This window comes from Mycobacterium sp. (assembly GCF_035633495.1).
Lineage (GTDB): Bacteria > Actinomycetota > Actinomycetes > Mycobacteriales > Mycobacteriaceae > Mycobacterium.
In genome coordinates this window covers 21,476-43,605 of record NZ_DASQEU010000061.1, presented here as the reverse complement: position 1 = coordinate 43,605, position 22,130 = coordinate 21,476, and the positions used below count along the sequence as shown (strand labels likewise).

At 66.8% G+C, this 22,130-nt stretch carries 21 protein-coding genes and 1 pseudogene; 6 read left to right on the top strand and 16 right to left on the bottom strand.

Annotated elements, in window-relative coordinates:
* On the top strand, positions 1-655 hold a 655-nt coding region (locus VET27_RS10515), incomplete at its 5' end, for an integrase core domain-containing protein (protein ID WP_526517751.1).
* Positions 656-702: 47 nt separating this feature from the next.
* Here the strand turns inward: VET27_RS10515 and VET27_RS10510 are convergent.
* Positions 703-885: a LysR family transcriptional regulator gene (locus VET27_RS10510; RefSeq protein WP_526517749.1), complete on the bottom strand. Its 183-nt coding sequence runs from the start codon at positions 883-885 to the stop codon at positions 703-705.
* A 185-nt stretch (positions 886-1,070) separates the two neighbouring features.
* Between VET27_RS10510 and VET27_RS10505 the strand changes: the two genes are divergently transcribed.
* Positions 1,071-1,259, top strand: coding sequence for a hypothetical protein (locus VET27_RS10505; protein ID WP_526517747.1), 189 nt, complete (start codon positions 1,071-1,073; stop codon positions 1,257-1,259).
* Between the two features lie 507 nt (positions 1,260-1,766).
* Here the strand turns inward: VET27_RS10505 and VET27_RS10500 are convergent.
* From VET27_RS10500 to VET27_RS10475, 6 genes are all read right to left on the bottom strand, one after another.
* Complete coding sequence (locus VET27_RS10500) at positions 1,767-2,639, bottom strand: cytochrome c biogenesis CcdA family protein (protein WP_526517745.1); 873 nt, start codon at positions 2,637-2,639, stop codon at positions 1,767-1,769.
* 21 nt (positions 2,640-2,660) lie between these two features.
* Positions 2,661-3,134, bottom strand: coding sequence for a protein disulfide oxidoreductase (locus tag VET27_RS10495; RefSeq protein WP_526517757.1), 474 nt, complete (start codon positions 3,132-3,134; stop codon positions 2,661-2,663).
* A 184-nt stretch (positions 3,135-3,318) separates the two neighbouring features.
* Positions 3,319-4,317: an Rv1681 family radical SAM protein gene (locus tag VET27_RS10490; RefSeq protein ID WP_526517743.1), complete on the bottom strand. Its 999-nt coding sequence runs from the start codon at positions 4,315-4,317 to the stop codon at positions 3,319-3,321.
* Positions 4,311-5,132, bottom strand: a complete 822-nt coding sequence (locus tag VET27_RS10485; RefSeq protein ID WP_526517741.1) for an Rv1680 family SBP-like protein — start codon at positions 5,130-5,132, stop codon at positions 4,311-4,313. Before VET27_RS10485 ends, VET27_RS10490 begins: the two co-directional genes overlap by 7 nt.
* A gap of 11 nt (positions 5,133-5,143) precedes the next feature.
* The gene (gene fadE16, locus VET27_RS10480) at positions 5,144-6,271 is read right to left on the bottom strand and encodes an Rv1679 family acyl-CoA dehydrogenase (RefSeq protein ID WP_526517739.1); all 1,128 of its coding nucleotides are present in this window, start codon (positions 6,269-6,271) and stop codon (positions 5,144-5,146) included.
* A 387-nt stretch (positions 6,272-6,658) separates the two neighbouring features.
* Complete coding sequence (locus VET27_RS10475; protein WP_526517737.1) at positions 6,659-6,802, bottom strand: hypothetical protein; 144 nt, start codon at positions 6,800-6,802, stop codon at positions 6,659-6,661.
* Position 6,803: 1 nt separating this feature from the next.
* Here VET27_RS10475 and VET27_RS10470 point away from each other — a divergent pair, with 1 nt between their 5' ends.
* Positions 6,804-7,340: a DoxX family protein gene (locus tag VET27_RS10470; RefSeq protein ID WP_526517735.1), complete on the top strand. Its 537-nt coding sequence runs from the start codon at positions 6,804-6,806 to the stop codon at positions 7,338-7,340.
* A 39-nt stretch (positions 7,341-7,379) separates the two neighbouring features.
* On the opposite strand, the gene VET27_RS10465 is transcribed toward VET27_RS10470, so the two are convergent.
* Genes VET27_RS10465 through VET27_RS10455 form a run of 3 tightly spaced genes read right to left on the bottom strand, consistent with a single transcriptional unit; the run spans position 7,380 to position 11,694 of the window.
* The gene (locus tag VET27_RS10465) at positions 7,380-9,569 is read right to left on the bottom strand and encodes an acyl-CoA dehydrogenase family protein (RefSeq protein ID WP_526517733.1); all 2,190 of its coding nucleotides are present in this window, start codon (positions 9,567-9,569) and stop codon (positions 7,380-7,382) included.
* Positions 9,570-9,622: 53 nt separating this feature from the next.
* Positions 9,623-10,600, bottom strand: a complete 978-nt coding sequence (locus tag VET27_RS10460; RefSeq protein ID WP_526517731.1) for a 2-hydroxyacid dehydrogenase — start codon at positions 10,598-10,600, stop codon at positions 9,623-9,625.
* Positions 10,576-11,694, bottom strand: a complete 1,119-nt coding sequence (locus tag VET27_RS10455; RefSeq protein WP_526517729.1) for an alpha/beta hydrolase — start codon at positions 11,692-11,694, stop codon at positions 10,576-10,578. Before VET27_RS10455 ends, VET27_RS10460 begins: the two co-directional genes overlap by 25 nt.
* Positions 11,695-11,869: 175 nt before the next feature.
* Between VET27_RS10455 and VET27_RS10450 the strand changes: the two genes are divergently transcribed.
* Positions 11,870-12,451, top strand: coding sequence for a VOC family protein (locus VET27_RS10450; RefSeq protein WP_526517727.1), 582 nt, complete (start codon positions 11,870-11,872; stop codon positions 12,449-12,451).
* On the opposite strand, the gene VET27_RS10445 is transcribed toward VET27_RS10450, so the two are convergent.
* Positions 12,448-13,068, bottom strand: coding sequence for a TetR/AcrR family transcriptional regulator (locus VET27_RS10445; protein WP_526517725.1), 621 nt, complete (start codon positions 13,066-13,068; stop codon positions 12,448-12,450). The genes VET27_RS10450 and VET27_RS10445 overlap by 4 nt on opposite strands.
* Before the next feature lie 82 nt (positions 13,069-13,150).
* On the opposite strand from VET27_RS10445, the gene VET27_RS10440 reads away from it, so the two are divergent.
* Entirely contained in the window at positions 13,151-14,050 is a 900-nt protein-coding gene (locus VET27_RS10440; protein ID WP_526517723.1) for an oxygenase MpaB family protein, read from the top strand.
* A 191-nt stretch (positions 14,051-14,241) separates the two neighbouring features.
* On the opposite strand, the gene VET27_RS10435 is transcribed toward VET27_RS10440, so the two are convergent.
* From VET27_RS10435 to VET27_RS10425, 3 genes are read right to left on the bottom strand one after another with little or no spacing between them, the layout of a single operon-like run.
* Positions 14,242-15,495, bottom strand: a complete 1,254-nt coding sequence (locus VET27_RS10435; RefSeq protein WP_526517721.1) for an alpha/beta hydrolase family protein — start codon at positions 15,493-15,495, stop codon at positions 14,242-14,244.
* A 23-nt stretch (positions 15,496-15,518) separates the two neighbouring features.
* A complete protein-coding gene (locus VET27_RS10430) occupies positions 15,519-17,339 on the bottom strand; it encodes a glycosyltransferase family 39 protein (protein WP_526517719.1) in 1,821 nt (606 codons plus the stop codon).
* A 52-nt stretch (positions 17,340-17,391) separates the two neighbouring features.
* Positions 17,392-18,279, bottom strand: coding sequence for an amidohydrolase family protein (locus VET27_RS10425; protein WP_526517717.1), 888 nt, complete (start codon positions 18,277-18,279; stop codon positions 17,392-17,394).
* A 19-nt stretch (positions 18,280-18,298) separates the two neighbouring features.
* Between VET27_RS10425 and VET27_RS10420 the strand changes: the two genes are divergently transcribed.
* On the top strand, positions 18,299-19,063 hold the full coding sequence (locus VET27_RS10420; protein WP_526517715.1) for a trans-aconitate 2-methyltransferase: 765 nt from the start codon (positions 18,299-18,301) through the stop codon (positions 19,061-19,063).
* Positions 19,064-19,534: 471 nt separating this feature from the next.
* Here VET27_RS10420 and VET27_RS10415 read toward each other — a convergent pair.
* A pseudogene (locus VET27_RS10415) lies at positions 19,535-20,790 on the bottom strand (multidrug effflux MFS transporter).
* Positions 20,787-22,103 carry a pyridoxal phosphate-dependent aminotransferase gene (locus VET27_RS10410; protein ID WP_526517755.1) on the bottom strand — a complete coding sequence of 439 codons (1,317 nt, stop codon included), beginning with the start codon at positions 22,101-22,103 and terminating at the stop codon, positions 20,787-20,789. Before VET27_RS10410 ends, VET27_RS10415 begins: the two are co-directional and overlap by 4 nt.
* Positions 22,104-22,130 lie beyond the last annotated feature (27 nt).

Genomic DNA, 22,130 nt, shown 5'->3' with positions numbered 1-22,130 from the left:
CCAAGCTGACAGTGAGTTGGTGTGGTCGGTGATGCTGGCGGGTATCGACGAGTGTGGGATTCCGTCAATGTCGTTGACCGACAATGGACTTGTCTACACCGGGCGGCGGTTCAGCTTCGAAGCGGACTTCGAGGCGAATCTGCGGGCGTTGGGTACCCGCACGATCAACTCCAGCCCGCGTCACCCCCAGACGTGCGGCAAGATCGAACGTTTCTGGCAGACCCTGAAGAAGTGGCTGCGGGCACGCCCCGCACCGGCGACCGTGGCCGAACTCAACGAGCTCCTCGAGGAGTTCCGCAACTTCTACAACCACCACCGGCCCCACCGCGCGCTACGAGGGGCCACTCCCGGGGAAGCCTTCGCCGCCACCGTCAAAGCTCGGCCCGCCGAACGTCCACTGCCGCAACCGATCTTCGTCACCCGCCACACCGTCGGCGAGAAATCAGGCAAGTTGTTCGTGCCGCCGTACCGAGTCAACGTCGGCCTGCGTTGGGCTGGACACGAATGCGACAGCATCCGCGACGGCGACCACATCACCATCTTCAGCGGCACCACACTGGTCCGTGAGTTCACCGCCGACCCCAACCGCGACTACCAACCCAGCGGCAGAAGCGCCCGCACCTATCGCAATCGCGAACCGAAACCGGCATCATGACTGTCAGCGATGTCCCGAGACATAAGTGTCAGCGATGTCCCGAGACATCACACTTCGACTGCGACCGGAAGGAACGCCGCGCCGACGTCCGTCAGCGCCACTCCGCGGGTATTGCGGCGCAACAACGTCGCTCCGGTCTGGTGCTCTAGTGCCTTGATGGCCGTGGACAGTGCAGGCTGGGTGATGAACAGCTTCTCGGCGGCGCGCCGAAAGTTGAGCTTCTTCGCCAAGCATGGCGAAGAAGCGCAGTTGGCGCAGGGTGACCCCGTGGTCGTTGCCGCTCGTGGGTGACCTCCATCCAATGGCCCGCGAGGCGATGACAAGCCGGACGGAGCTCTCGGGCCGTGACGCACGGATGTTGTATGGAGGAAATCACCCCCGACGGTCGGCTGATCCCTTCTGCGCCTGCGACTCCGTGAGCTATCGCGAGCAGGTGTGGGCCCAGATGACCGGCGTCGCGGTGCCCGACATAGTGCCCAACGCATCGCCGCTGCAACCGATCCTGGCCGATTCGCCGCACGGGTCGAAACTCGCCCGCGACGTGCACCCGCCGGGGACCGCCACCGACACCATCAACTTCGGCCACCGGGTGGTCCCGCGATGACCACCCCCGAACAAATCACGTCCTGCTGCGCGGTCGCCTACTCCTCTGATGCGGTCGCATTGCCGCTCGGAGATTCCTATCACCCCGGCGGGGCCGCGTTGACTCACCCCGGCGGGGTGCTGGGTCTGCGGCCCGGGCTGCGGGTTGCCGACATCGCCTCAGGCCCCGGCGCCACCGTGGACGGGGTGGACTACGCCGCCGCGATCGTGGCGGCGGCTCGCGAAGCGGCCGAGGCCGCCAGCCCACGTCATAATCGCGCTGCTGGGCCACCATCCGCGCCCACTTGCTCGTCATCCACGCGAACGGACACACGGGGTCGAAGTAGAAGTGGAGGAGATTCCTGATCGGACCCGACGGCCGCGTTATGGCCAGCAAGCGCGGCCAACACGCCTACGACCAATGGTCCGTCGACGAGTTAGACGCGCACGTCCCGTGAACAGGCCGGTCCCGGTGGTCGTTACGTTTGTACCCAGGGGCCTGGTATCCGGTCCGAACCATGGAAAGTGATCACAACCGCTCAGTGTCGTACTTTTGCTTGACCCGTCTGGACAGCAGCACGGCGCTGAGCACCAGCAGGGCTAGCACGCTAAGCAGCGGCAGCACTCCGATGCTGTCCACCCAGCCCACCAAGGTCTGCTGGACCGCGGCGGCGGCCGCGATCACCGGGTCCCGCGCGTCACCGCCGCCAAAGAACATGCGCAGTTCGTAGATGCCGTAGTAGCCCACATACAGCCCGACCAGCACGAGCAGGCCGCCGGCGATCCGGTTGACGTACGGCAGCACCCGCCGCGCACCCGCTGTCACACTGTTGCCAGCCAGCGCGACCGCGGCCGCCAAGACGCCGACAACAAGGGCCATGCCCGCTGCGTAGGCCAGATACGCCGCGACACCGCCGAGGACCGAGCCGCCGCGGAAGGTGGCGCTGGTGACGGCCAGGAACGGCCCGATCGTGCAGGACAAAGACGCGAGCGCGTAGGCCAGCCCGTAGCCGAACATCGAGCCCAGCCGCGCGGTAGGCGCACCCCGGCCCGGCTTGGGCAAGAACACGGTGATTTCCCGGCCGGTCAGCATCCAGACACCCAGCCCGATCAGTCCCACCGCGATCACCACGGTGACTATGGGCAGGTACTGCTGCACCGAGGTCGCCAGGGGTGCGATGACGAGCCCGAACGTGCCGAACACGAGCAGGAATCCGACGGCCATCGCCGCGGTGGCCGCCAGCGCGCGCCCGACCGCGGCCGTGCGGCTTCGATGCTCGTCGTCGGAGCTCTCGCCGAGGACCACCAAGGTGAGGTAGGCCGGCAGCATGGCGAATCCGCACGGGTTGAGCGCGGCGAGAGACCCCGCGGCGACGGCGAAGCCCAGCGTCTGGATGTCCACCGAGGCGTCCGGGGCGCCGGGTCAGGCCGCGGCGAGTGTGCTGACCCGCGCGGCGAGGTCCTGTTCGGAGAGGGTGCGCTTGACCACATCCACCGAGCCGTCCGGACCGATGAACGCGAACGCGGGCTGGATGGTCACCCCGAACTGCCGCCACACCGAGCCGTCGAGATCGGCCAGATTGGTGAAGCCGAGGCTGTACCTGGTGACGAAGTTCTGCATCGCGGGGACCTGATCCTGGGCGGCGACCCCGACGAACGTGACGGCCGGGTTGGCCCGCGCGGCCTTGGCCACCCCGGGCGCCTCGCCCTGACACGTGGTGCACCAGGGCGCCCAGAACCACAGTACGGCAGGCTTGCCCGCCAGGCTCTGCCCGGAGAAATCTTGGCCATTCACGGTTTTCGCAGTGAACTGCAGCTGCTCGGCGACGATGGCACTGCCCGGCTCGCCGGCGGCTGTCGGGCCGCTGCAGCCGACGATCAACGCAACCACGGCGATCCACAATCCGAGGAAACGGAGACGTTTCACAGCGACACCTTCATGCCTTCGAACCGTACCCGTCTCGCTGACCGATCCGCGGACGCCACGTCCGACGTCGGCGAACGTCATCCATAGTTCACAGATGGTCCCGGCGCGATCGCAGCGGGACATCACCGACGGTATCGGGCGTTTCCGCGTCTGCTCACGCGCAAGGGAACAGTTGCGCCGCGCTGGCTGCGCGGGCCCACTGCTCGGCGAAGGCTTCCGAGATTCTATTCAGCGCCGGTGTGAGCGGCTCGATCTGCCGGGTGACCAACGCGTCTGCATCGGTCGCCGCCACGGGATGCCAGTAGACGCCTTCGGCGGTGACTGTTATTTCGGGAATCAGCGACGCGCGGGTGAGCACCACGCCCGCTGAGGCGACTCCCTCGTGGGCGATCGGCCGTACGACCTGGTCGTCGGGTGCGATTCCGAGGTCGTCGAGGAATCGGTGGAAGGCGGCGAGCTCGCCCGGCGCCGGGGCGGCGACGGTGGCCGCCACCCGGACGCGGAAGCCCAGCCCGAGTGCCAGCCGGATACCTGTCACCGCCGTGGCCCAGCTGCCCCGACCGCGATGCGCGTCGTGCCGGTCCGGGGTGGCTGAATCGAGGCTGATCTGCAGTGCCACACCGTCTCGCGGGATGGACTCGAGCTCCCGTAAACCCCGGCCCTTGAACACCATTGCGTTGGTCAGCACCGTGGTGGGCAGCAGCGTGGCGCAGCTGCGCACAATGGTGCCAATGTCAGCGACCAGGAACGGCTCGCCGCCGGTGAGAAATATCTCGCGCACGCCCCAGTCCGCCGCTTCCCGCGCCAGTCGAGCGATCCGGTCGGCGCCGAGTTCTCTGCGCGGCGTCTGGGGTGAGGACGCCACACAGCAGTAGTCACACGCGAGGTTGCAATGGAAGTTGGTGTAAATCCACAGCCGCGCGCCGGGCATCCGGTCCGGACCGAGAATCTGCAGCGGGTCGAGTGGGCGGCCGCGTCGCACCGTGAGCACGCCTACCCCCGAGCTGTCCACTTCGGCCTGCAATACGGTGTTACCGCTGCGCGCGCACCATTTCTCGGCAAGTTCTCGTTCGGCTGCCGAGCCGACAGTGACCTCGCCAGTTGCGCCGTCGGCCAACGTCTCCATCAGCCGCATGAGGTCGAAGATCACCACCGCGGGTCGATCCCCTGTTCCTCGACGGCGGCGAACAACGGCTGGTATCCGTCCAGATGCGGGCGGACCCACCGTTTTAACCCCTCCAGTTCGAGGATCCTGCGATCGTCGGCGTTGTCCCAGTCCATCGCCAGTAACTTGTCCAGCCAGGGGGTGTACCGCTGCGCCGGCAGGGTGTCGAGCGCGGTGAACATGCAATGGCAGTACCCGTCGGTCCGCCAGACCACCTCCAGTGTGCCGGGCATCAGCTCGTCGCGTCCCATCGCCTCCCAGGTGGTGCTGCCGATCGCGGCTATGTCGGCGTCGCCGGCTAATACCGCCTCGACGGCGTCGAGTTCGCTGCGGCCGGTGTCGCCGTGTTTGCCGATGTCGGTGTCGTATCGGATGATCTGCATGTCCGATGCGGGAACACCGGCCCGGGCCAGGTAGTGCAACGGCAGGATCGCGGCATGCGCGGAGTCCGCCGAACCGAGTGCGAGTCGTTTCCCGGCGATCGCATCCGCGCCGGTCAATCCGCTGCCCGATCTGGCGACGAAGACCGTTGTGAAGCCGACGTCGGTATCGCGTTGCGCCAGCGCGACGCAGTGGCCATCGGTCTGCATGACCGTCCGCACATAGGCGAGGTTGGTGTTCCAGGCGATGTCGATGTGTCCGGCGAGCAGCGACGCGACGAGCCGACCGTAGTTCGAGTACAGGACGAAGTCCATCGCGGCGCCCGATTCGCCCGGCTCGTCGAAGTAGGCACGGATCCCCTCCCAGATCGGGACCACATTCGGGGTGTACGCGACGGCTCCGATAATCAGTGGGTCGTTCATGGTTCCCCGTCCTAGAAGAGCGGAAGGCCGGTGACGGCCTTGCCGTAGAAGTCGTAGAGCACGTCGGCGGTCGGCGCCATCACCGCGCCCGCTCGCGCGTCGCGGAACGCTCGTTCGATCGGCAGGTGTTTGGAGAACGCTGCGCCACCGCAGACTCGCATCGCGGCTTCGGTGATGACGAGAGCGGCGTCGTTGGCCGACGCCTTGATGCCGAGGACATGGATCATCGTGTCGTCATCGGGTGCGCCGACGCTGGTCGCCGCGCGGTTCAGGTAAGCCCGTTGAGCTTCTAGAGCCGTTCCCATCCTTGCGATCTGCGCGCGAATGGTCGGCAACGCCGATAGCGATTCACCGAGATGCTCCAATCTGGCGGCACCGACGTGCGCGATGGCGGCGGCATATGCCGAGCCGGCCAGACCGAGCGAGACGGCGGCGTTGCCGAGGTTGAACCATGGCAGGACGGTCTGCATCATCAACCCGAATCCGGCGGACTGATCGCCCAGCCGCGAAGTCACCGGCACCGTTGCGTCGATCGTCATCGGCGACGATGCGTTGCCGCGCAGGCCGAGTCCAACAAACGGCGCGACAACCGACAAACCAGCGGCTGAACTGGGAACCGCGAACATGTCGACTTCGCCGGCAACTCCCGAGGTGGAACCGGCGGTCACGACGTAGGTGTCCGCGTAACCAGCCGAGGTAACCCAACTCTTGTCGGCCCGAAGCTTGACCGCATTTCCGTCGTCCGACAATGCCGCCGTCGACACCGGCGCCCAGAAATGGGAACGCGACCCCTTCTCGCTGAACGCCAACGTCCCGAGCGATTCACCGGAAGCCATGGCGGGCAACAGCTCCGGCATACCGGGAGGCGGCGCGGCCGCTACGGTGACCGCGGCCGCCGCATGCATGAGGTAGATCATTGCGGTGGATCCGCAGGCCGCGGCCAGTTCGCCGACCACCCCGGTGAACTCGACCGGACCGGCGCCGAGCCCACCGACCTCCACCGGCAGTATCAACCCCAGTAATCCGCTACTACGCAGAGCGTCGACCGCTGCGGTGGGGAATGCGCCGTCGGTATCCACCTGTCCGGCATTCTCACCGGCGACGGCGAGGACCCGCTTCAGGCCATCCGTCGAATTCATCACGCTCCTCGAATCTCGGGCAATGGGAAGGCATTCGAATCGGTGGACGGGGCGGGAACGCCGCTCACCCTGGCCGGCGGCAGCGCCGCCGAAAACAACACGTCGAGCACCCTATTCGGGCTGGCCGATATCACCCAACCAGTCTCACACTTCGGCCACGCGGCTGTGTGGCATTCCGGTGTACGCCATCGCAGAGGTGGTGTCATCGCCCTGACAGTTTCGCCGGTGGCTCGCCGCCATGCTGACACGCCATTAGCGCCGACCCGACCGTGGGCCAAACTGACAAGAGCCGAAAACGTTTGCACATCAACGCTACTCAAGCCCCGCTAATCGGCACGCCGACCGCAGTGCCAACCAGGTCAGGCCGACGGCACCCCGGGCGAGCGATCATGTCTGCGCCTCCGCGCCCACCGGGGTGCCGAGCACCTCGACCGAAACTCCCCTTCCTTCCACGCCGCGCAGCCACCACAGCCCGCCGGCGACGGCGCCGATCAGCCCGAAGGCGCCGAGGACCACGAACATCGTGGTCACGGTGAACACCATCGCGGTCTCTGCGAGCATGACCTGCCCGATCACCGCACCCATTCGGCCCACGGCCACCGACGCCCCGATCCCCGTCGCGCGCAGCTCGGTCGGGAAGATTTCGGAGAACGTGGGGTATGCGGAGACCCATGCGCAGGTGGCGAAAGACGCGGCCACGGTGAAGGCGACCAGCACCAGGGCCGATCGCCGGCCGGGTTTTCTGATCACGGCGTCAAACGTCGCCGAACTCGCCATCGGCCTCGGGCTGATCTTCGGTGTGGCCTCCCGGCTGGCCGCGGTGGGCGGGCTGCTGCTGATCTTCCCAATCTGGGTGATGCTCTGGGACACCAACCAGTACCTGTGGACCTACCCGGCCGAGGACCTGTTTCCCCTGCTGCTACTCGCAATCGTGCCCGCAGGGCGCACGGCTGGCCTCGACGCCCGCCTCGCAACCCGATTCGGCGGCCGCTGGCCGTCTGATCCTGATCCGGGATTTCATCTTGGTTGGTTGGCGTGCGACGAGCATCAGGCGCCCCACCACATGTGAGCGAGGCCCCAGCCCCCCATACCGTCTGACGGCGGCGGATTACGGGTCGCGGGGCAGGCCGAGCAACCGTTCGGCGATGATGTTGAGCTGCACTTCCGAGGTGCCGCCGTAGATCGTCGTGGCCCGGCCCGCCAACAGGTACTCCGCCCACTTGCCGGAGAGCTGACCGAGATCGCCGACGGCCGCGTCGGTGCCGAACGAGGACACGCCGAACTCGGCGTAGCCCTGGCCGGTCTTCATCGACAGCAGCTTGCTGATAGCGGCCGCGGGCATCGGGTCCCCGCCGGCCAGCGTCAGCAACGTCGAGCGCATGTTGAGCAGCTTGGCGGCATGGCCCTCGGCGATCAGGCGGCCGGCTTCGTTCTGTTCGATCTGGTCGAAGTGGCCTTCCTTCAAGAACTCGACGAACTGGTCGAGGCTGGCCAGGAACGGCGGCTCGCTGCTGCCGATGGACACCCGCTCGTTGGTGAGCGTGTTGCGGCTGACCTCCCAGCCGCGGTCCACCTCGCCCAACACGAACTCGTCGGGCACGAACACGTCGTCGATGAACACGGTGTTGAACATCGCGTTGCCGGTGAGCTCCCGCAGGGGCTTGATCTCGACGCCGTCGGCGGCCATGTCGAGCAGGAAGTAGGTGATGCCAGCGTGTTTCGGAGCACTGGGGTTCGTCCGGGCTAGCAAGGCGCCCCACTGCGAGTACTGCGCACCGGTGGTCCAGATCTTCTGGCCGGTGATCCGCCAGCCGCCGTCGACCTTGGTGGCCTTGGTCGTCAGGCTGGCCAGGTCGGAGCCGGCACCCGGCTCGGAGAACAGCTGGCACCAGATCATCTCGCCGCGGAACGTCGGCGGAAGGAAGCGCTGCTGCTGGGTATCGGTGCCATACGCGACGATCGACGGAATGATCCACGCGGCGATGCCCATCGGCGGTCGCTTCACGGCCCCGGTCGAAAACTCCTGAGCGATGATGATCTGCTCGATCGGTGCGGCGGCGCGGCCCCACGGCTTGGGCAGATGCGGCTGCACCCAGCCGCCCTCGGCGATCGCGGTGTTGCGCTCCTCACGCGGAATCGCCTTCAGCGCAGCGACTTCCGCACGGATCTCCTCGCGCAGCTTCTCGGTGTCGGGATCGAGGTCGATGTCGATCGAACGCATCCCGGTGGTGGTCGCGACGTCAATCACCTGCTGCGGGTAATCGGCGGCCCGCCCGAAGCACGCGGCGAGCACGATAGCGCGGCGGTAGTACACGTTCGTGTCGTGTTCCCAGGTGAAGCCGATCCCGCCGTGCACCTGGATGCAGTCCTGGGCACAGTGCTGGGCGGCGACCGGTGCGATCGTGGCGGCGACGGCAGCGGCGAATTCGTAGGCGCTGTCTTCGCTACCGCTCGTGGCCTCGTCGATGGCACGGGCGGCGTCCCACACGGCGGCGGTGGCGCGTTCGGTCTCGGCGATCATTCCGGCGCACTTGTGCTTGATGGCCTGGAACTGCCCGATCGGGCGGCCGAACTGCTCGCGGATCTTGGCGTACTCCGAGGCGGTGTCGGTGGCCCAGCGGGCGACACCGATGCACTCGGCGGACAGCAGCGTCGACATCAGGGCGCGGGCGAGCGAGCGGCCGAGGTTGGACAGCACGCGGTCGTCGGCGACCTCGACGGCGTTGGCGCGGACGTGTGCCAGCGGCCGGAGCGGGTCGACGCTCTTGACGGGCTCGATCTCGACCTGGTCGGCGTTGAGGACGATCCATTCCTCGCCGCTGTCGATCGATACGGGCAGCACCAGAAGCGACGCCTGCGCGGCAGCGGGCACGGCGCGGACTTCACCGCGGATGACGAGGCCGCCGCCCTGACGGGTGGCCGTCAAGCCGGAGTCGATGGCGTACGCGGCGATGACCTCACCCGACGCGAGTCCCTCGAGCAGCTTGTCCTGAGGATCGTTCGCGGAGATCAGTGCGCTCGCGATCGCGGACGGTACGAACGGGCCGGGGACGGCGCCGTAACCGAACTCGGCGAGCGCGATGGCGAGCTCGAGGATGCCGAAGCCCTGGCCGCCGACGTTCTCAGACAGGTGCAGACCCTGGAGGCCCTGTTCGGCGGCGGCCTTCCAGTAGGTCGGCGGGTTGGGGATCGGTGTCTCGAGTGCTTCGTGCAGCACCTCGGACGGCGCTACGCGCTTGACCAGGTCCCGGACGGAATCGGCTAGGTCGTTGTGTTCCGAAAGGATCGCGATGGGCATGCGCTGGTCTCCTTGAATCAACCGGTGGGTTGGGATCGAGCGTACCGCGACGGCTACGACCGCCGGACGGCCACCTGATTCACCAGGTTCACCAGGTCCCGACCGTCGCGGAGGCGGCGGCAGTTGTCGACGCCCACGGCGAGATACCGGCGCATGGTGTCGGCCGTGTACCAGGTGACGTGCGGGGTCAGGACGACGTTGCCGAGCTCCAGCAGCGGATTGTCGGCAGGAACGGGCTCGACGGCGAAGACGTCCAGACCCGCTGCGGCCAGATGCCCATCGCGCAGTGCGTCGACGAGTGCGGACTCGTCGACGATCGCGCCCCGCGAGGTATTGACGAGCACCGCGTCGCGCTTCATCAAGGCCAGCCTGTCGGCGTTCAGCAGGGCGGACGTCTTCTCCGTCAGTGGCAGATGCAGCGACACGATGTCACTGTCGGCGAGCAGCTCGCCCAGTGGGCGCCAGCCGGGGGTGCCGTCGTCGCGGGTGCTGGTGTGCACGACGGTGCTACCCATGGCCTTGACGATCGTCTCGACCTGCTTGGCGATGTTGCCGTAGCCGACCAGGCCGACCGTGCAGCCGCCGACGTCGCGGACCGTCTCGCCGAGTGTCGGATCGGACGGCCACCCCCGGCCCCGTCGGGTGGCCAGGTCGAGGGCGGGCAGCCGGCGCAGAGCCGCAAGCATCAGCAGCACCGTGCCCTCCGCCACCGACGGGGCGTTGGCGCCAGGCATGTTGGCGACGCCGATGCCCAGCCGCGTCGCGGCCGCGACGTCGATGGTGTTGACCCCCGCGCCCAGCTTGTGCACCAGGCGGCACCGCGTGGCGCGTTCGAGGTCGTCGCCGGACAACGGTCGCAGGACGTGCCAGATGACGTCGACGTCGGGCAGCTCGCGGTAGAAGGTGTCGTCGTCATCTTCCGCGCAGTAGCGGACGTCGAGCCAATCCAGTTGAGGCGCAAGGAATTCGTGCACCCTGTCGCCCGGCGTGAAATGGGCCAGTACCTTTACCGCCACCGCTTCGCGATCCACTTCGCGATCGTATCGGCCTGCTCGCTCCGCGCACCGGGAGTGGTGAAGTAGTGGTCGGTGTCGATCGAACAGAGGCTCTTGTCGGTGCCTGCCAGCGCGTCGTGGATGCGGCGGGCGTCCGACGGGTAGACGCCGGTGTCCTGATCGGCATTGATCACCAGGGCGGGGCAGTCGATGCGGGCCAGGTGCGGCTCCGCCCCGGTCTGTGCGGTGCTTAGACTCCACATGCCCAGCCAGCTGCGCAGCGTGCACGCCGCGGCGATGCCGTGGGCGGAACGGTTGGCCTTGACGGGCACCCCGACATAGCAGGTGTTGGGTGGTCGCTTCGAGGGTTCGAGCGTCGGATCGACCATTCGGGGATCGGCCCAGGTGCGCAACACCGTGAAGGGACGGTCCGAAAAACCAGCTGCCCGCACGCGTTTCAATTCGGCCTCGACCCAGTCCGTGATCGCGTGGTTGCGGGCGACCTGCGCCGCGCGGTACCGCTCGATGAACTGGGCTGAGTATGGGGGGCCGTTGCGCTCGTCGAAGATGTCGAGACTGGCGTCGGCGGCAAGGGGATCGTTCTCGTCCACCACCGACCCGTCCATCCATGCCGTGAGCACTTCGGGCCTGCCGGGGTGTGCCGCGCTGGCGACGTATCCGTCGGCGGGGGGCAGTTCGCCGAGGCCGATCGCGGGCCGCATGCCATCCAGCGGCGTCACGTGCGGGTCGACGGCCTGCGCCTGGTAGGCGGCCATCAACGAACCGCCACCCGAATTGCCCAGCAGCACGATCGTTTCGACGTGTTGAACGTCGCGCAGCCACCGAATGCCGACGCCGATGTCCACCAGGGCGTGATCGAGCAGGAAGCTGCTCTCGAAGCCGCGAAACCGGGTGTTCCAACCGAGGAAGCCGACTCCGCGCGTGGCCATGTAGTCGGCGAGGTAGTGCTCGGAGAAGTCGATCTGATAGTGCGTGGCGATCATCGCCACCTTCGGCTTGCGGCCCACCCCCCGGTAGTAGATCCCCTGGCAGGGATGACCACCCGAGCCGGCCCGGCGCGCAGTGGGGGAGTCGGTGCCGATGAACTCGCGCGTCACTCCAGGTGTCATGACGGCTCCGAGAGGAGGATTGCCTTGCGTGCGAACATGACTCGCGCGGCTACATCTGTCGCGTCCGGGGTCTCGCGCGGGGCGACCGTCACTGGCGACCTCTCTGCCGATTCTGGCTCGAAGTTGAATGCGATGTTAGATTCAGATTCGCACTTTGACCAGACGGAGTCGAATCATGATCAAGCCCAACAACGTCAACTCCGAATTCGAACTCGGCGGCATCAACCACGCCGCACTGGTGTGCGCCGACATGCAGAAGACGGTCGACTTCTACGGAGGCGTCCTCGGTATGCCATTGGTCAAGTCGCTCGACCTGCCGGGCGGCATGGGACAGCACTTCTTCTTCGACGCCGGCAACGGGGACTGCGTCGCCTTCTTCTGGTTCAAGGAGGCGCCGGACGGGGTACCCGGTATCTCGGCGCCCGCCGCGATCCCCGGCATCGGTGAGATCGTCAGTGCCGTCGGATCGCTCAACCACCTGGCGTTCCACGTGCCAGTGGAGAAGTTCGACGAGTATCGAAAGCGACTGAAGGAGAGGGGTGTTCGCGTCGGACCGGTGCTGAATCACGACGAGAGCCCCGCCCAGGTGTCCGCCACGGTGCATCCCGGCGTCTACGTCCGCTCTTTCTACTTCCAGGACCCCGATGGGATTACCCTCGAATTCGCCTGCTGGACCAAGGAATTCATTGATAGTGACGCGGCCACCGTCCCCAGGACCGAGGCCGATCGGCGCCCACCGATGCCGGTCGGGAGCTAGGTCCCATCCAGGTCGCGCAGCGCCAATGCGTCGACGATCCGCGTGAGCTGATCGACCAGCTGGGGCTGGGTCATCTGGATGTCGCCGGAAACCCAGGCGCTGATGGTCTGGCCGACGCCGCCGACCACGAAGTGCGCGACGGCCTTGACCCACTCTCCCTGCGGTAACCGGTAGGCGGTCGAGACGTGCTCACCCGACAACAGGGCGAACACGCCGCCGAGCTCGGCGCGCTTGCGGGCCAGTACCGGGTGGGAGAGTTGCGCGTTGAACAGCAGTCGTCCGACCCGCGCGTCATCGGCGATCGCGCGGACGAGGTTGGCGATGCCCGCCCGGTTCTGTTCCTCGCGCCGCGCCGCGGCGACGGCCGCCTGAGTGGTCGCGGCGATGTCGGCGATCACCCGGTCGAAGACCGCCGCGACCAGCGCGTCCTTGTCTGGGAAGCTCTCGTAGAAGTACCGCACGGAGATCCCGGCTTCAACGCAGATGGCCCGGACGGTCAGGTCGGTCGGTTCATCGGGCCCACCTAGGAGCTCGAGGCCCGCGTCGAGAAGTCGGCGCCTGCGATCCGCTATCCGGTCGCGGGCCTGCACGCCGCCGTAGGGCCGGACATTCGCCACAGAGCTATCTTGACACCCGTCAATCGCCGGTGCAATATCTGGAAACACGCGTTACCATATTTGCGGGATGAGGGGTTGACCAGTGTCGATCGGTGAGAGTCACGTCGAGCGTGCAGTCGGTGCTTCTGCCGCACCTCCGGCGCAGCGCAGTTCGCTCAAGCGACGCGGCCCGACCCTCGACGAGGGTCTGCTCGGAGTGGGTCTGCTGCTCGGACCCGCGAACGTGATCATGCAGCTGGCCAGGCCGGGCGTCGGCTACGGGGTGCTGGAGAGCCGGGTCGAGAGCGGCCGGGTCGACCTTCACCCGATCAAGCGGGCCCGCACGACCTTCACGTATCTGGCCGTGGCAGGCAGAGGCAGCGACGAGCAGAAGGCCGCGTTCCGAAGGGCGGTGAACGGGGCCCACACGCAGGTGTACTCCACCGAGGAGAGCCCGGTGAAGTACAACGCGTTCGACAAGGATCTGCAGATGTGGGTCGCCGCGTGCTTGTACAAGGGCGCCGTCGACTCCTACCGGACGTTCGTCGGCGAGATGGATGACGAGACGGCCGACCAGCACTACGCCGAGGGCATGTCGCTGGGCACCACGCTGCAGGTGCCGCCGGAGATGTGGCCCGCCGACCGCGCTGCCTTCGACGCGTATTGGCAGGAGCAGCTCGCAAGGGTCCACATCGACGACACCGTCCGCGAGTACCTGTACCCGATCGCCGCGAGCAGGATTCGTGGGGTGACCCTGCCGGGGCCGCTGCAGCATTGGAATGAGAACCTCGCCCTGCTGATCACCACCGGCTTTCTGCCGCAACGTTTTCGGGACGAGATGCGCCTGCCGTGGGATGCTCGCCGTCAGCGCCGGTTCGACCGGTTGATGACGCTGTTGCGTACCGCCAGCCATCTGTCGCCTCGGTTCGTTCGGCAGTTCCCGTTCAACGTGCTACTCAAGGATCTCGACTGGCGGATCAGGACCGGTCGTTCGCTGGTGTAGCCGACTCAGGTTTCGGGCGCAGGGTCGGCAGACGTGCGACCGGACAAAGACGAATGAGACACCTGGGACATCACCACTAGCGTTGGGTCGACGGCCCTGTTCGTCGCCGCCGAGCCGCAGGAAGAACGCGACGCCGGGCCCCCGCCGACGAGTGGTTCTCGGGGCGGGGGTGGACGGCGGAAGCCACTCCGCTACCCACCCATCTCGAACGAGTTGGCCGCGCCATTCCCGCCGACGATCCCGAGGCGGGCCCGATGACAGGAGAACATGAAGGGCCGCAGAAAGCGCGTCATCCTGCGGAGGTAGTCCGGCTGACTGACGTGCAGCACGTGATTGCCGGGGAACCAGTGAAACGCGCAACGATCCCAGTGTCGCCAAAGCATTTCGGCCTGTTGCGGAGGCGCCAGACGGTCGCCCAGAACGGTGATGATGAGCCGCCGATCCTTGGGTACCAGCGGTGCGTAGTTCAGCGGCGAGTGATATGCGGACGCGGCGGCGGACAGTTCGCGGTCGGTGCCCGCCAGCCGCTTGCCCAACTTGACCAGCAGGTTGGCCGGGAACCAGTCGTCGAACGCGGAATCCGGCGTGACGACCGGCACGTTGGGGATGACGGCCTGGACGCGGTCGTCGACACCGGCGATCAGAGCCGACGTGTACCCGCCGAGCGACATGCCCGTCAGCGCGATGCGGTCGACACCGGTGTGCTCGAGGTAGTCCAGCACCGAACGGAAGTCGTGGACCGCCTGCGCCATCGCCTCGGCGAAACCGGACATCCCGTCGGCGAAATAGCCGTAACCGCTATAGGGAGCGAACCTTTCGGCGCGCCGCCCGTGAAACGGCAGCGTGTAGAGCAGTACGTCGTAACCCGACCGGTAGAACCACGGCAGCGAGAAGAACAGCCCGTTGAACAAATACGCCGACCCCATGAAGCCGTGGATCAGGCACAGCGTCGGGTGTGGGCCGTCGTCGTGCTGCCAGTGCTGGGCGTGCACGACGTTGTTGCGTGCGTACCCGCGCCGCTGGTCTCGCATCGCGGGGTTGACGGCCTCGAAGCTGCTCGTGAACCGGATGTTGCGCACCCGGCCGTGGGCCGTCCACTCGGCGACCGGATTCGCGGGTCGCGACGAGACCCGCGGCGGCTCCTTCGGTGCGGGGAAGGACAGTTCCGGATCCTTCGCGGCGGCCAACTCGGCGTAGAACTTCGTGGCGTCGCGCTCGGCACGAGTGTCGTTGGGTCGCAACGCCGTACCGGCGACACGGGGCAGCATGGCCACCCCGACCAGCGAGGCGATTGCCGTCCGCAAGCCGAGATCGGCGACTGCCGAAGAGTCGACGGTGAGCTTCTGCTGCAGCGTCAGGTCGATGGTCGCGTCGGCGCCGGCGACGTCGGGAACGGGGATGGGGGGATCCACCGGAGCGGCAACGTCGGGCTGCGAACTGGACACGTGCTGAGGGTAACCCGGGCCCTTCAGTTGAGGCGGTACACCAGGGACGTGCCGACTGTGATGGCCGCATAGTGGTCGGCCACCCAGTCGGCGATCTCCCTGCTGTGGGAGGCACTGTGGTTCTCCGAGCGGATCACCCGGCCCTGCGGCTGCGCCGCGCCGCCGCGGCCCGCTTCGACGTAATAGGTGATTCTCCCGGCGTGCACGTCGTCGACGAACTGCGCGAGAGTGGGTGTGGGGTCGCCGCTCCATCCGCCGATCGCCATGACCGACGTCCGAGTCGCGAGCTCCAGCGCCGCGGCCGACTGCGATCCGTTGGTCGCGGCCGACCACGGTGTCGTCGTCGCGGTGAGCATCGCCGCCAGGTCGCCGTTGGTGGCTTCGTCACCGGTCCACCCGCCGACCGCGACCCGCTCGGCCAGGCCCGGGGTGGCATGCGTGAGGCTCACGGCGTTGGGGATGGCGCCGTGGTGGGGCGTCGCGACGGTCGCGACGGAGTACGCGACCGTGCCCGCCACTGCGGCGGTCGCGCCCGCGACGAGTCCCGTCGCCATCGGCCACTGCCGGCCGACCCCGACGCACACCGCCCCCGCCAGCGACGTCACCAGAACCAACAATGGCAGCGACGGTGGACCGAAGTGGTTGTGCTGTAACAGTACTGACGACCACCATCCACCCAACCCCAGCATGCCGGCCATCGCTATCCGGCCGTCCCACGCCACCCGGGAGCGCCACGCCCACACCGCGCTCAGACCGATGAGGGCGCCGATCGCGGGTGCCAGCGCGACGGTGTAGTAAGGGTGGATGGTGCCGAGCATGTAACTGAAGACCACCACCGTCACCAGCAGCCAGCCGCCCCATGACATGACGGCCGCCCGCTCGTCTCGAGCGAGGCGTCCGCGCACGGCCAGGTAGGCGCCGAAGGCGGTGGCGAACAAGGCGACGGGCAGCAGCCAGGAGATCTCGTTGCCCATCTCGGTGGTGAACAGCCGATGCAGACCGGTCGGCGCCTTCGTCGAGCCGACCGCCGGTCCACCCCAGTCCGATTCATGTCCCACCAGTCGGCCCAACCCGTTGTAGCCGAACGCCAGATTCAGCACCGTGTTGTTCGTCGAACCTCCGATGTAGGGCCGCGATTGTGCGGGTATGAGCTGCACGACGAGCACCCACCAGCCCGCCGAGGCCACGAACGCACCGAGCGCACCGGCCAAGTGCAGCAACCGTTTTCGCCACGTCGTCGGTGCCGCCAGCAGGTACCCCAGACCGAACCCGGGCAGTACCAGAAAGCCCTGCAGCATCTTGGTGAGGAACGCCGTCCCCATGACGGCGCCGACCAGGGCCAACCACCGCCACGACGGCGCCTGCACCGCACGCGCCAGACAATGGGCGGCGACCACCAACAACAGCACCAGGAGCGCGTCGGGGTTGTTGAAGCGGAACATCAGCGCCGCGGCGGGGGTGCAGGCGAGGACGGCACCGGCGATCAAGCCCGCGACGGCACCTTGGACCGGGTCGGGCACCACACGCCGGACGGCCGCGAACAGTACCGCCACCGCAGCGACGCCCATCATGGCCTGTGGTACCAGCACCGACCAGGTGCTCATGCCGAAAAGGCGTATCGACAGGCCGGTCACCCAGAGAGCCCCCGGCGGCTTGTCCACCGTGATGAAGTCTCCTGCGTCCAGTGAACCGAAGAACCACGCCGACCAGCTCTGCGAACCGGCCTGCGCGGCAGCGGCATAGAAGGCGTTCCCGTAGTCCGACGCGGACAGATTCCAGAGGTACATCGCGGCGGTGCACGTCAGCAGGGCAGCAAGTCCCCACCGTGGCCACCGGGTAGTCACGATCGCCACCCTCGCTGGTCTGCCTGGCACTGCGCCGTGGCCCGGCTGTCAATCAGCTGTGGGCGGACAGTCCGAAGAGTCGTGCGGCGTTGTCGTGGAACACCCCGCGCAGCCAGTCGTCGTCGATGCCGTTCAGCGCCGTCAGAACCTCCATGGCCTCGAGGTAGCCGTACGGGATGTTGGGGAAGTCGCTACCGAACAGGATGCGCTCACCAAGCTCGACGATCCGGGGTCGATCGGCAGCCGGGAAGGGCGCCATCTCCTCGACGAACGGAGTGAAGGCCATCGTCGTGTCCAGCCGGACCTCCGGGTGTTTCTCGCAGAGGTCGAGGAAGTCACCGCATTCGGGCATCCCCATGTGGGCGATGACGAGGGGAAGTCGCGGGTGACGGGCCAACACCGCCCGGACCGGCTCGGGGCCGGTGTGTGCCCCGGGCTGTGGGCCCGAACCACAGTGGATGACGACGGGGACCTGCGCCTCCTCGATTACACCCCAGACCCCGTCGAGCAGCGGATCCGTCGGGTCGTAGCCGCCGACCTGGACGTGGGCCTTGAATACAAGAGTGCCGTCGACGATCGCGGCGGTGACGTACTCCACGGCGCCCGGTTCGGGATAGAACGTCGCGGTGGGCAGGCAGTCCGGCGTGGTCGACGCGAACTGGGCCGCCCACTGATTCAGCCAGGCGGCCATTTGAGGCTTGTGCGGGTAGACCAGCGAGGTGAAGGCACGCACGCCGAAGCCCCGCAGTGTCTCGGGGCGGTCGGCCTCCTCGGCGCGGTAGGTGATCGGCCAGACGCGACCGACGAGCGGCCCTGCGGCGTCGAAGTACTGCCACACCTTGTGCATCACCCGCTTCGGCATGAAGTGGGTGTGAACGTCGATGATGCCCGGCAGCCCCAGCGACTCCCAGATTGCCCGTACGGCCGTTGCCTCCTGCATGATCAGACAGGATGTCACCATGTGGAATCCCGACGTGTACCTGGCCTTCGCGGACCACCGCGGGCGTCCGTTCTACGACCTGTTGTCACGGGTGGGTGCCGAGTCACCGCGCCGCGTCGTCGATCTCGGTTGCGGGCCGGGCAACCTGACGGTCACTCTGTCGGACCGCTGGCCGGACGCCGTCGTCGAAGCCGTCGACAGCTCGCAGGAGATGGTCGACGCGGCCCGTGAGCGCGGGCTGGACGCGAGCCTCGGGGAACTGGAGTCGTGGACGCCGAAGCCGGACACCGACGTCGTGCTGAGCAACGCGGCACTGCAATGGGTGCTCGGGCATCGGGAGCTGCTGGTCCGCTGGGCCGGTGAGCTGACCGCCGGGGCGTGGATCGCGATGCAGGTGCCCGGCAACTTCGATGCTCCCTCACATGCCGCGGTGCGTGAGTTGGCGAGCAGCTCGAAGTGGCTGAAGGCCCTGCGCAACATTCCCTTCCGCGTCGGGAAGGTCGTGGACTCGGCCGCCGAGTACGCCGCCATGCTCGCCGATGCGGGCTGCGCCGTCGACACCTGGGAGACCACCTACGTTCACGAACTCACCGGCGAACACCCGGTGCTGAATTGGATCACGGGTACGGCGCTCACACCGGTGAAGGGTGCGCTCGACGAGGAGGATTGGCAGCAGTTCCGCAGCGAGCTCGTCCCGATGCTGGACGAGAGATACCCTGCCCGCCCCGACGGGCGCACGTTCTTCCCGTTCCGCCGGATCTTCGTCGTCGCCCAGGTTGGGTAGCAGCGAGCGTTGCCGGATCCCCTGGTTCGCGGCACCCGGAGGCGGCGGCCCGGATGGCGGCCACAGCTCGATGACGAATTCGCGTATTTCGTCGCGTGACAGGAACGCCACCCAGGGAAACACTTTCGGCAGGATCTCGGTGACGAGGTCGCGCACACCGGGGTCGTGCTGCATGAGCGCGACAAACATGCGCGAGGTGACCGAGGAGGCTTGGCGGACCTGCTCGGGGCGCGAGACTGTAGTGAGCACCAGGTCTTCGGCGTCGCGACGTCGGACCAGCAGAGACCGTCCCGTGGCGCGGCAGAGCCAGCTTTCCACGGTGGCCTTTCCTCTCAGCTACAGGTCTGAGAACGTCACGACATCCATAACTTATGAACTACTTCTAAAGTTGGTCGGTGTCGAGTAAGCGAAGGTATGACGTCACGTCGTCTGACCTTCTGGCTCAGTAAATACCACTCAACGGTGCCTCATTCAGGTTGACAGCTTCCGCGGCTCTCCCGCGCCGGGCGACCGCCGCGACACTGTGGCAAAGAGCAACACAGCGAACATCACACCCAGCGCGACATAGAGCCAACCAAGCGGCGCCTGAGATTCCTCGGGCGAGTAGGCGATCAAGGCCATCGCCACACTGACGATCAAATAGCAGCAGGTATTGACCAGCCCGCCGATCAGCCCAATGTTCCGGGCGAACACACCCATCGCCAGGCCCTTACTCTGGGGGTCGAGCACTCCGCATCCGACCAGCGCCAGTGCGCCACCTACTGTAATCAGCCACGCGTTGACGCCGACCACTTCGGCAGAGACCACAAGGATTACGGCCCCGAGCATGAAGACCGCCCACGCGCTCAGGGCTAGCCGGCGGGTGGTCGTGCGTTGGGCCAGTCCGCCGCAGGCCAGTTCACCGACTAAGTTCGCCGTCCCCACGATCAGCGCAACCAACCCGTAGGCGGCGGGCGAGAATCCGAGCTTCACCTCGTACAGGAACGGGCCGGCAACTCCGAACACCATTTGCGCGGCACCTATCAAGCCGAACATCACGACGTATCCCAGAAAGATCCGGTGGCGCAGCGCCTCACCGAGGGTCCGCATCGCCGCGCGCAGATCGACCGGTGAGCGCAGATCTTCGTCGAGCGTCTCGGGCAACACTATTGCTACGAGCAGCCCAACTGCGGCTGCCAGGACGGCGAACAACCCAAACACCAGACGCCAGGACCCAAACTGCACCAAGAATCCACCGACGGCCGGTGCCAGCACCGGTGCCGCCCCCCACGCTGCACCGAGCAACCCCAACACCGAGACCAGCTTGGCGCCCCGAAAACGGTCGGCCGCAAGGTGGCCGCCATAAGCAGGCACGCACCCGCGCCGATGCCCTGCACGAATCGCACACCCAACAACAGCGTAAGGCTATCCGCGAGCGCGCATCCGATGCTCGCCACTACGAGCAGCCCCAAGCCGGAGAGCAGGACCCTTTTGCGGCCCAACGCATCCGCGATCATCCCCACCGGAAGGAACGCCACACTCATGCCCAACATGTAGGTGGTCACGGTGTTCTGGACGAGATCGTTGGACGCCGCGAACTCGATCGCCATCTGCGGAAGCGCCGGCGTATAAATGTCAAGCCCGATCTGGCTCAATGGGATCACCAGGAACAAAAGGGCAACGATGCCGCGGGACGCCTGAGACCTTCCGGTACCCGTGCGTTCGACACCACTAATGGTTGTGCTCATCGTGATCTCATGAAGGATTGGCGCGTTGATGTCGTGCTGGTTGTCTTCGCGCCCCGGAAGCCGGCGAGGAAGTTACCGAGCCGCTCGATGGCCATGGCCAAGTCTTGTGACCGGGGCAGGGTGACGATGCGGAGATGATCCGTTGTGGGCCAATTGAACCCGGTGCCCTGTGTGACCAGGATCTTCTCCTGCAGCAGCAGATCGAGCACGAGTTGCCCGTCGTCGGCGATGTCATATACCTCGGGGTCCAGCCGCGGGAAGGCGTACAGCGCGCCCGACGGCTTCACGCAGGACACTCCGGGGATCTCGTTCAATTTGGACCAGGCGACGTCGCGTTGTTCGAGCAGCCGACCGCCGGGCAGGACGAGATCGTCGATGCTCTGGTGTCCACCGAGCGCGACCTGAATCGCGTGCTGGGCAGGCACATTGGGGCACAACCGCATGTTGGTCAGCAGGCTGATGCCCTCGATGAAGCTGCTCGCGTGCTCCTTCGGACCGGTGATGGCCAGCCAGCCGGCACGGTACCCGGCAACCCGGTACGCCTTGGACAGTCCGTTGAACGTCAGGGTCAGCACGTCAGGCGCGACCGACGCCATCGCTATGTGCTCGGCGTCGTCGTAGAGGATCTTGTCGTAGATCTCGTCTGCCAACAGCAGCAACTGGTGCTTGCGCGCGAGATCGGCCATCTGCTCGAGGAGCTCGCGGCTGTACACCGCGCCGGTGGGGTTGTTGGGATTGATGACCACGATCGCCTTGGTGCGCTCGGTGATCTTCGATTCCAGGTCGGCGAGATCGGGCATCCAGTCCTGCGTCTCATCACACAGATAGTGCACCGGGGTGCCGCCAGCCAACGAGGTCGACGCCGTCCACAGCGGATAGTCCGGCGCCGGGATCAGCACCTGATCGCCGTTGTCCAGCAGCGCCTGCAACGTCATGGTGATGAGTTCCGAGCAGCCATTGCCCAGGTAGACGTGATCGACGTCGAATCGGGGGAAACCGGCGACGAGTTCGTAGCGGGTGACCACCGCCCGCCGCGCGGACAGGATGCCCTTGGAGTCGGAGTAGCCCTGCGCGTAGGGCAGCGCCTGGATGATGTCGCGCATGATGACATCGGGCGCCTCGAACCCGAAGGGTGCGGGGTTGCCGATGTTGAGCTTGAGGATGCGGTGACCCTCGGACTCCAGCCGGGCGGCGTGGTCGTGTACCGGGCCACGGATTTCATACGAGACGTCCTGCAGCTTCGTCGACTGGCTGAACTTGCGCAGCCGAGGTCGGTGTCCGGTGATATTTGACGGCAGCCGATAGGTACGCATCGCCTCGGAGGCCGAGCGGGTCATGTG

Bases quoted from the DNA above. Each gene is read 5' to 3' on its own strand.
- VET27_RS10410 (WP_526517755.1), bottom strand. From the start codon at position 22,103: ATGCGTACCTATCGGCTGCCGTCAAATATCACCGGACACCGACCTCGG.
- VET27_RS10425 (WP_526517717.1), bottom strand. From the start codon at position 18,279: ATGCAGGAGGCAACGGCCGTACGGGCAATCTGGGAGTCGCTGGGGCTG.
- VET27_RS10450 (WP_526517727.1), top strand. From the start codon at position 11,870: ATGATCAAGCCCAACAACGTCAACTCCGAATTCGAACTCGGCGGCATC.
- VET27_RS10455 (WP_526517729.1), bottom strand. From the start codon at position 11,694: ATGACACCTGGAGTGACGCGCGAGTTCATCGGCACCGACTCCCCCACT.
- VET27_RS10485 (WP_526517741.1), bottom strand. From the start codon at position 5,132: ATGAACGACCCACTGATTATCGGAGCCGTCGCGTACACCCCGAATGTG.
- fadE16 (WP_526517739.1), bottom strand. From the start codon at position 6,271: ATGAATTCGACGGATGGCCTGAAGCGGGTCCTCGCCGTCGCCGGTGAG.
- VET27_RS10465 (WP_526517733.1), bottom strand. From the start codon at position 9,569: ATGCCCATCGCGATCCTTTCGGAACACAACGACCTAGCCGATTCCGTC.
- VET27_RS10420 (WP_526517715.1), top strand. From the start codon at position 18,299: ATGTGGAATCCCGACGTGTACCTGGCCTTCGCGGACCACCGCGGGCGT.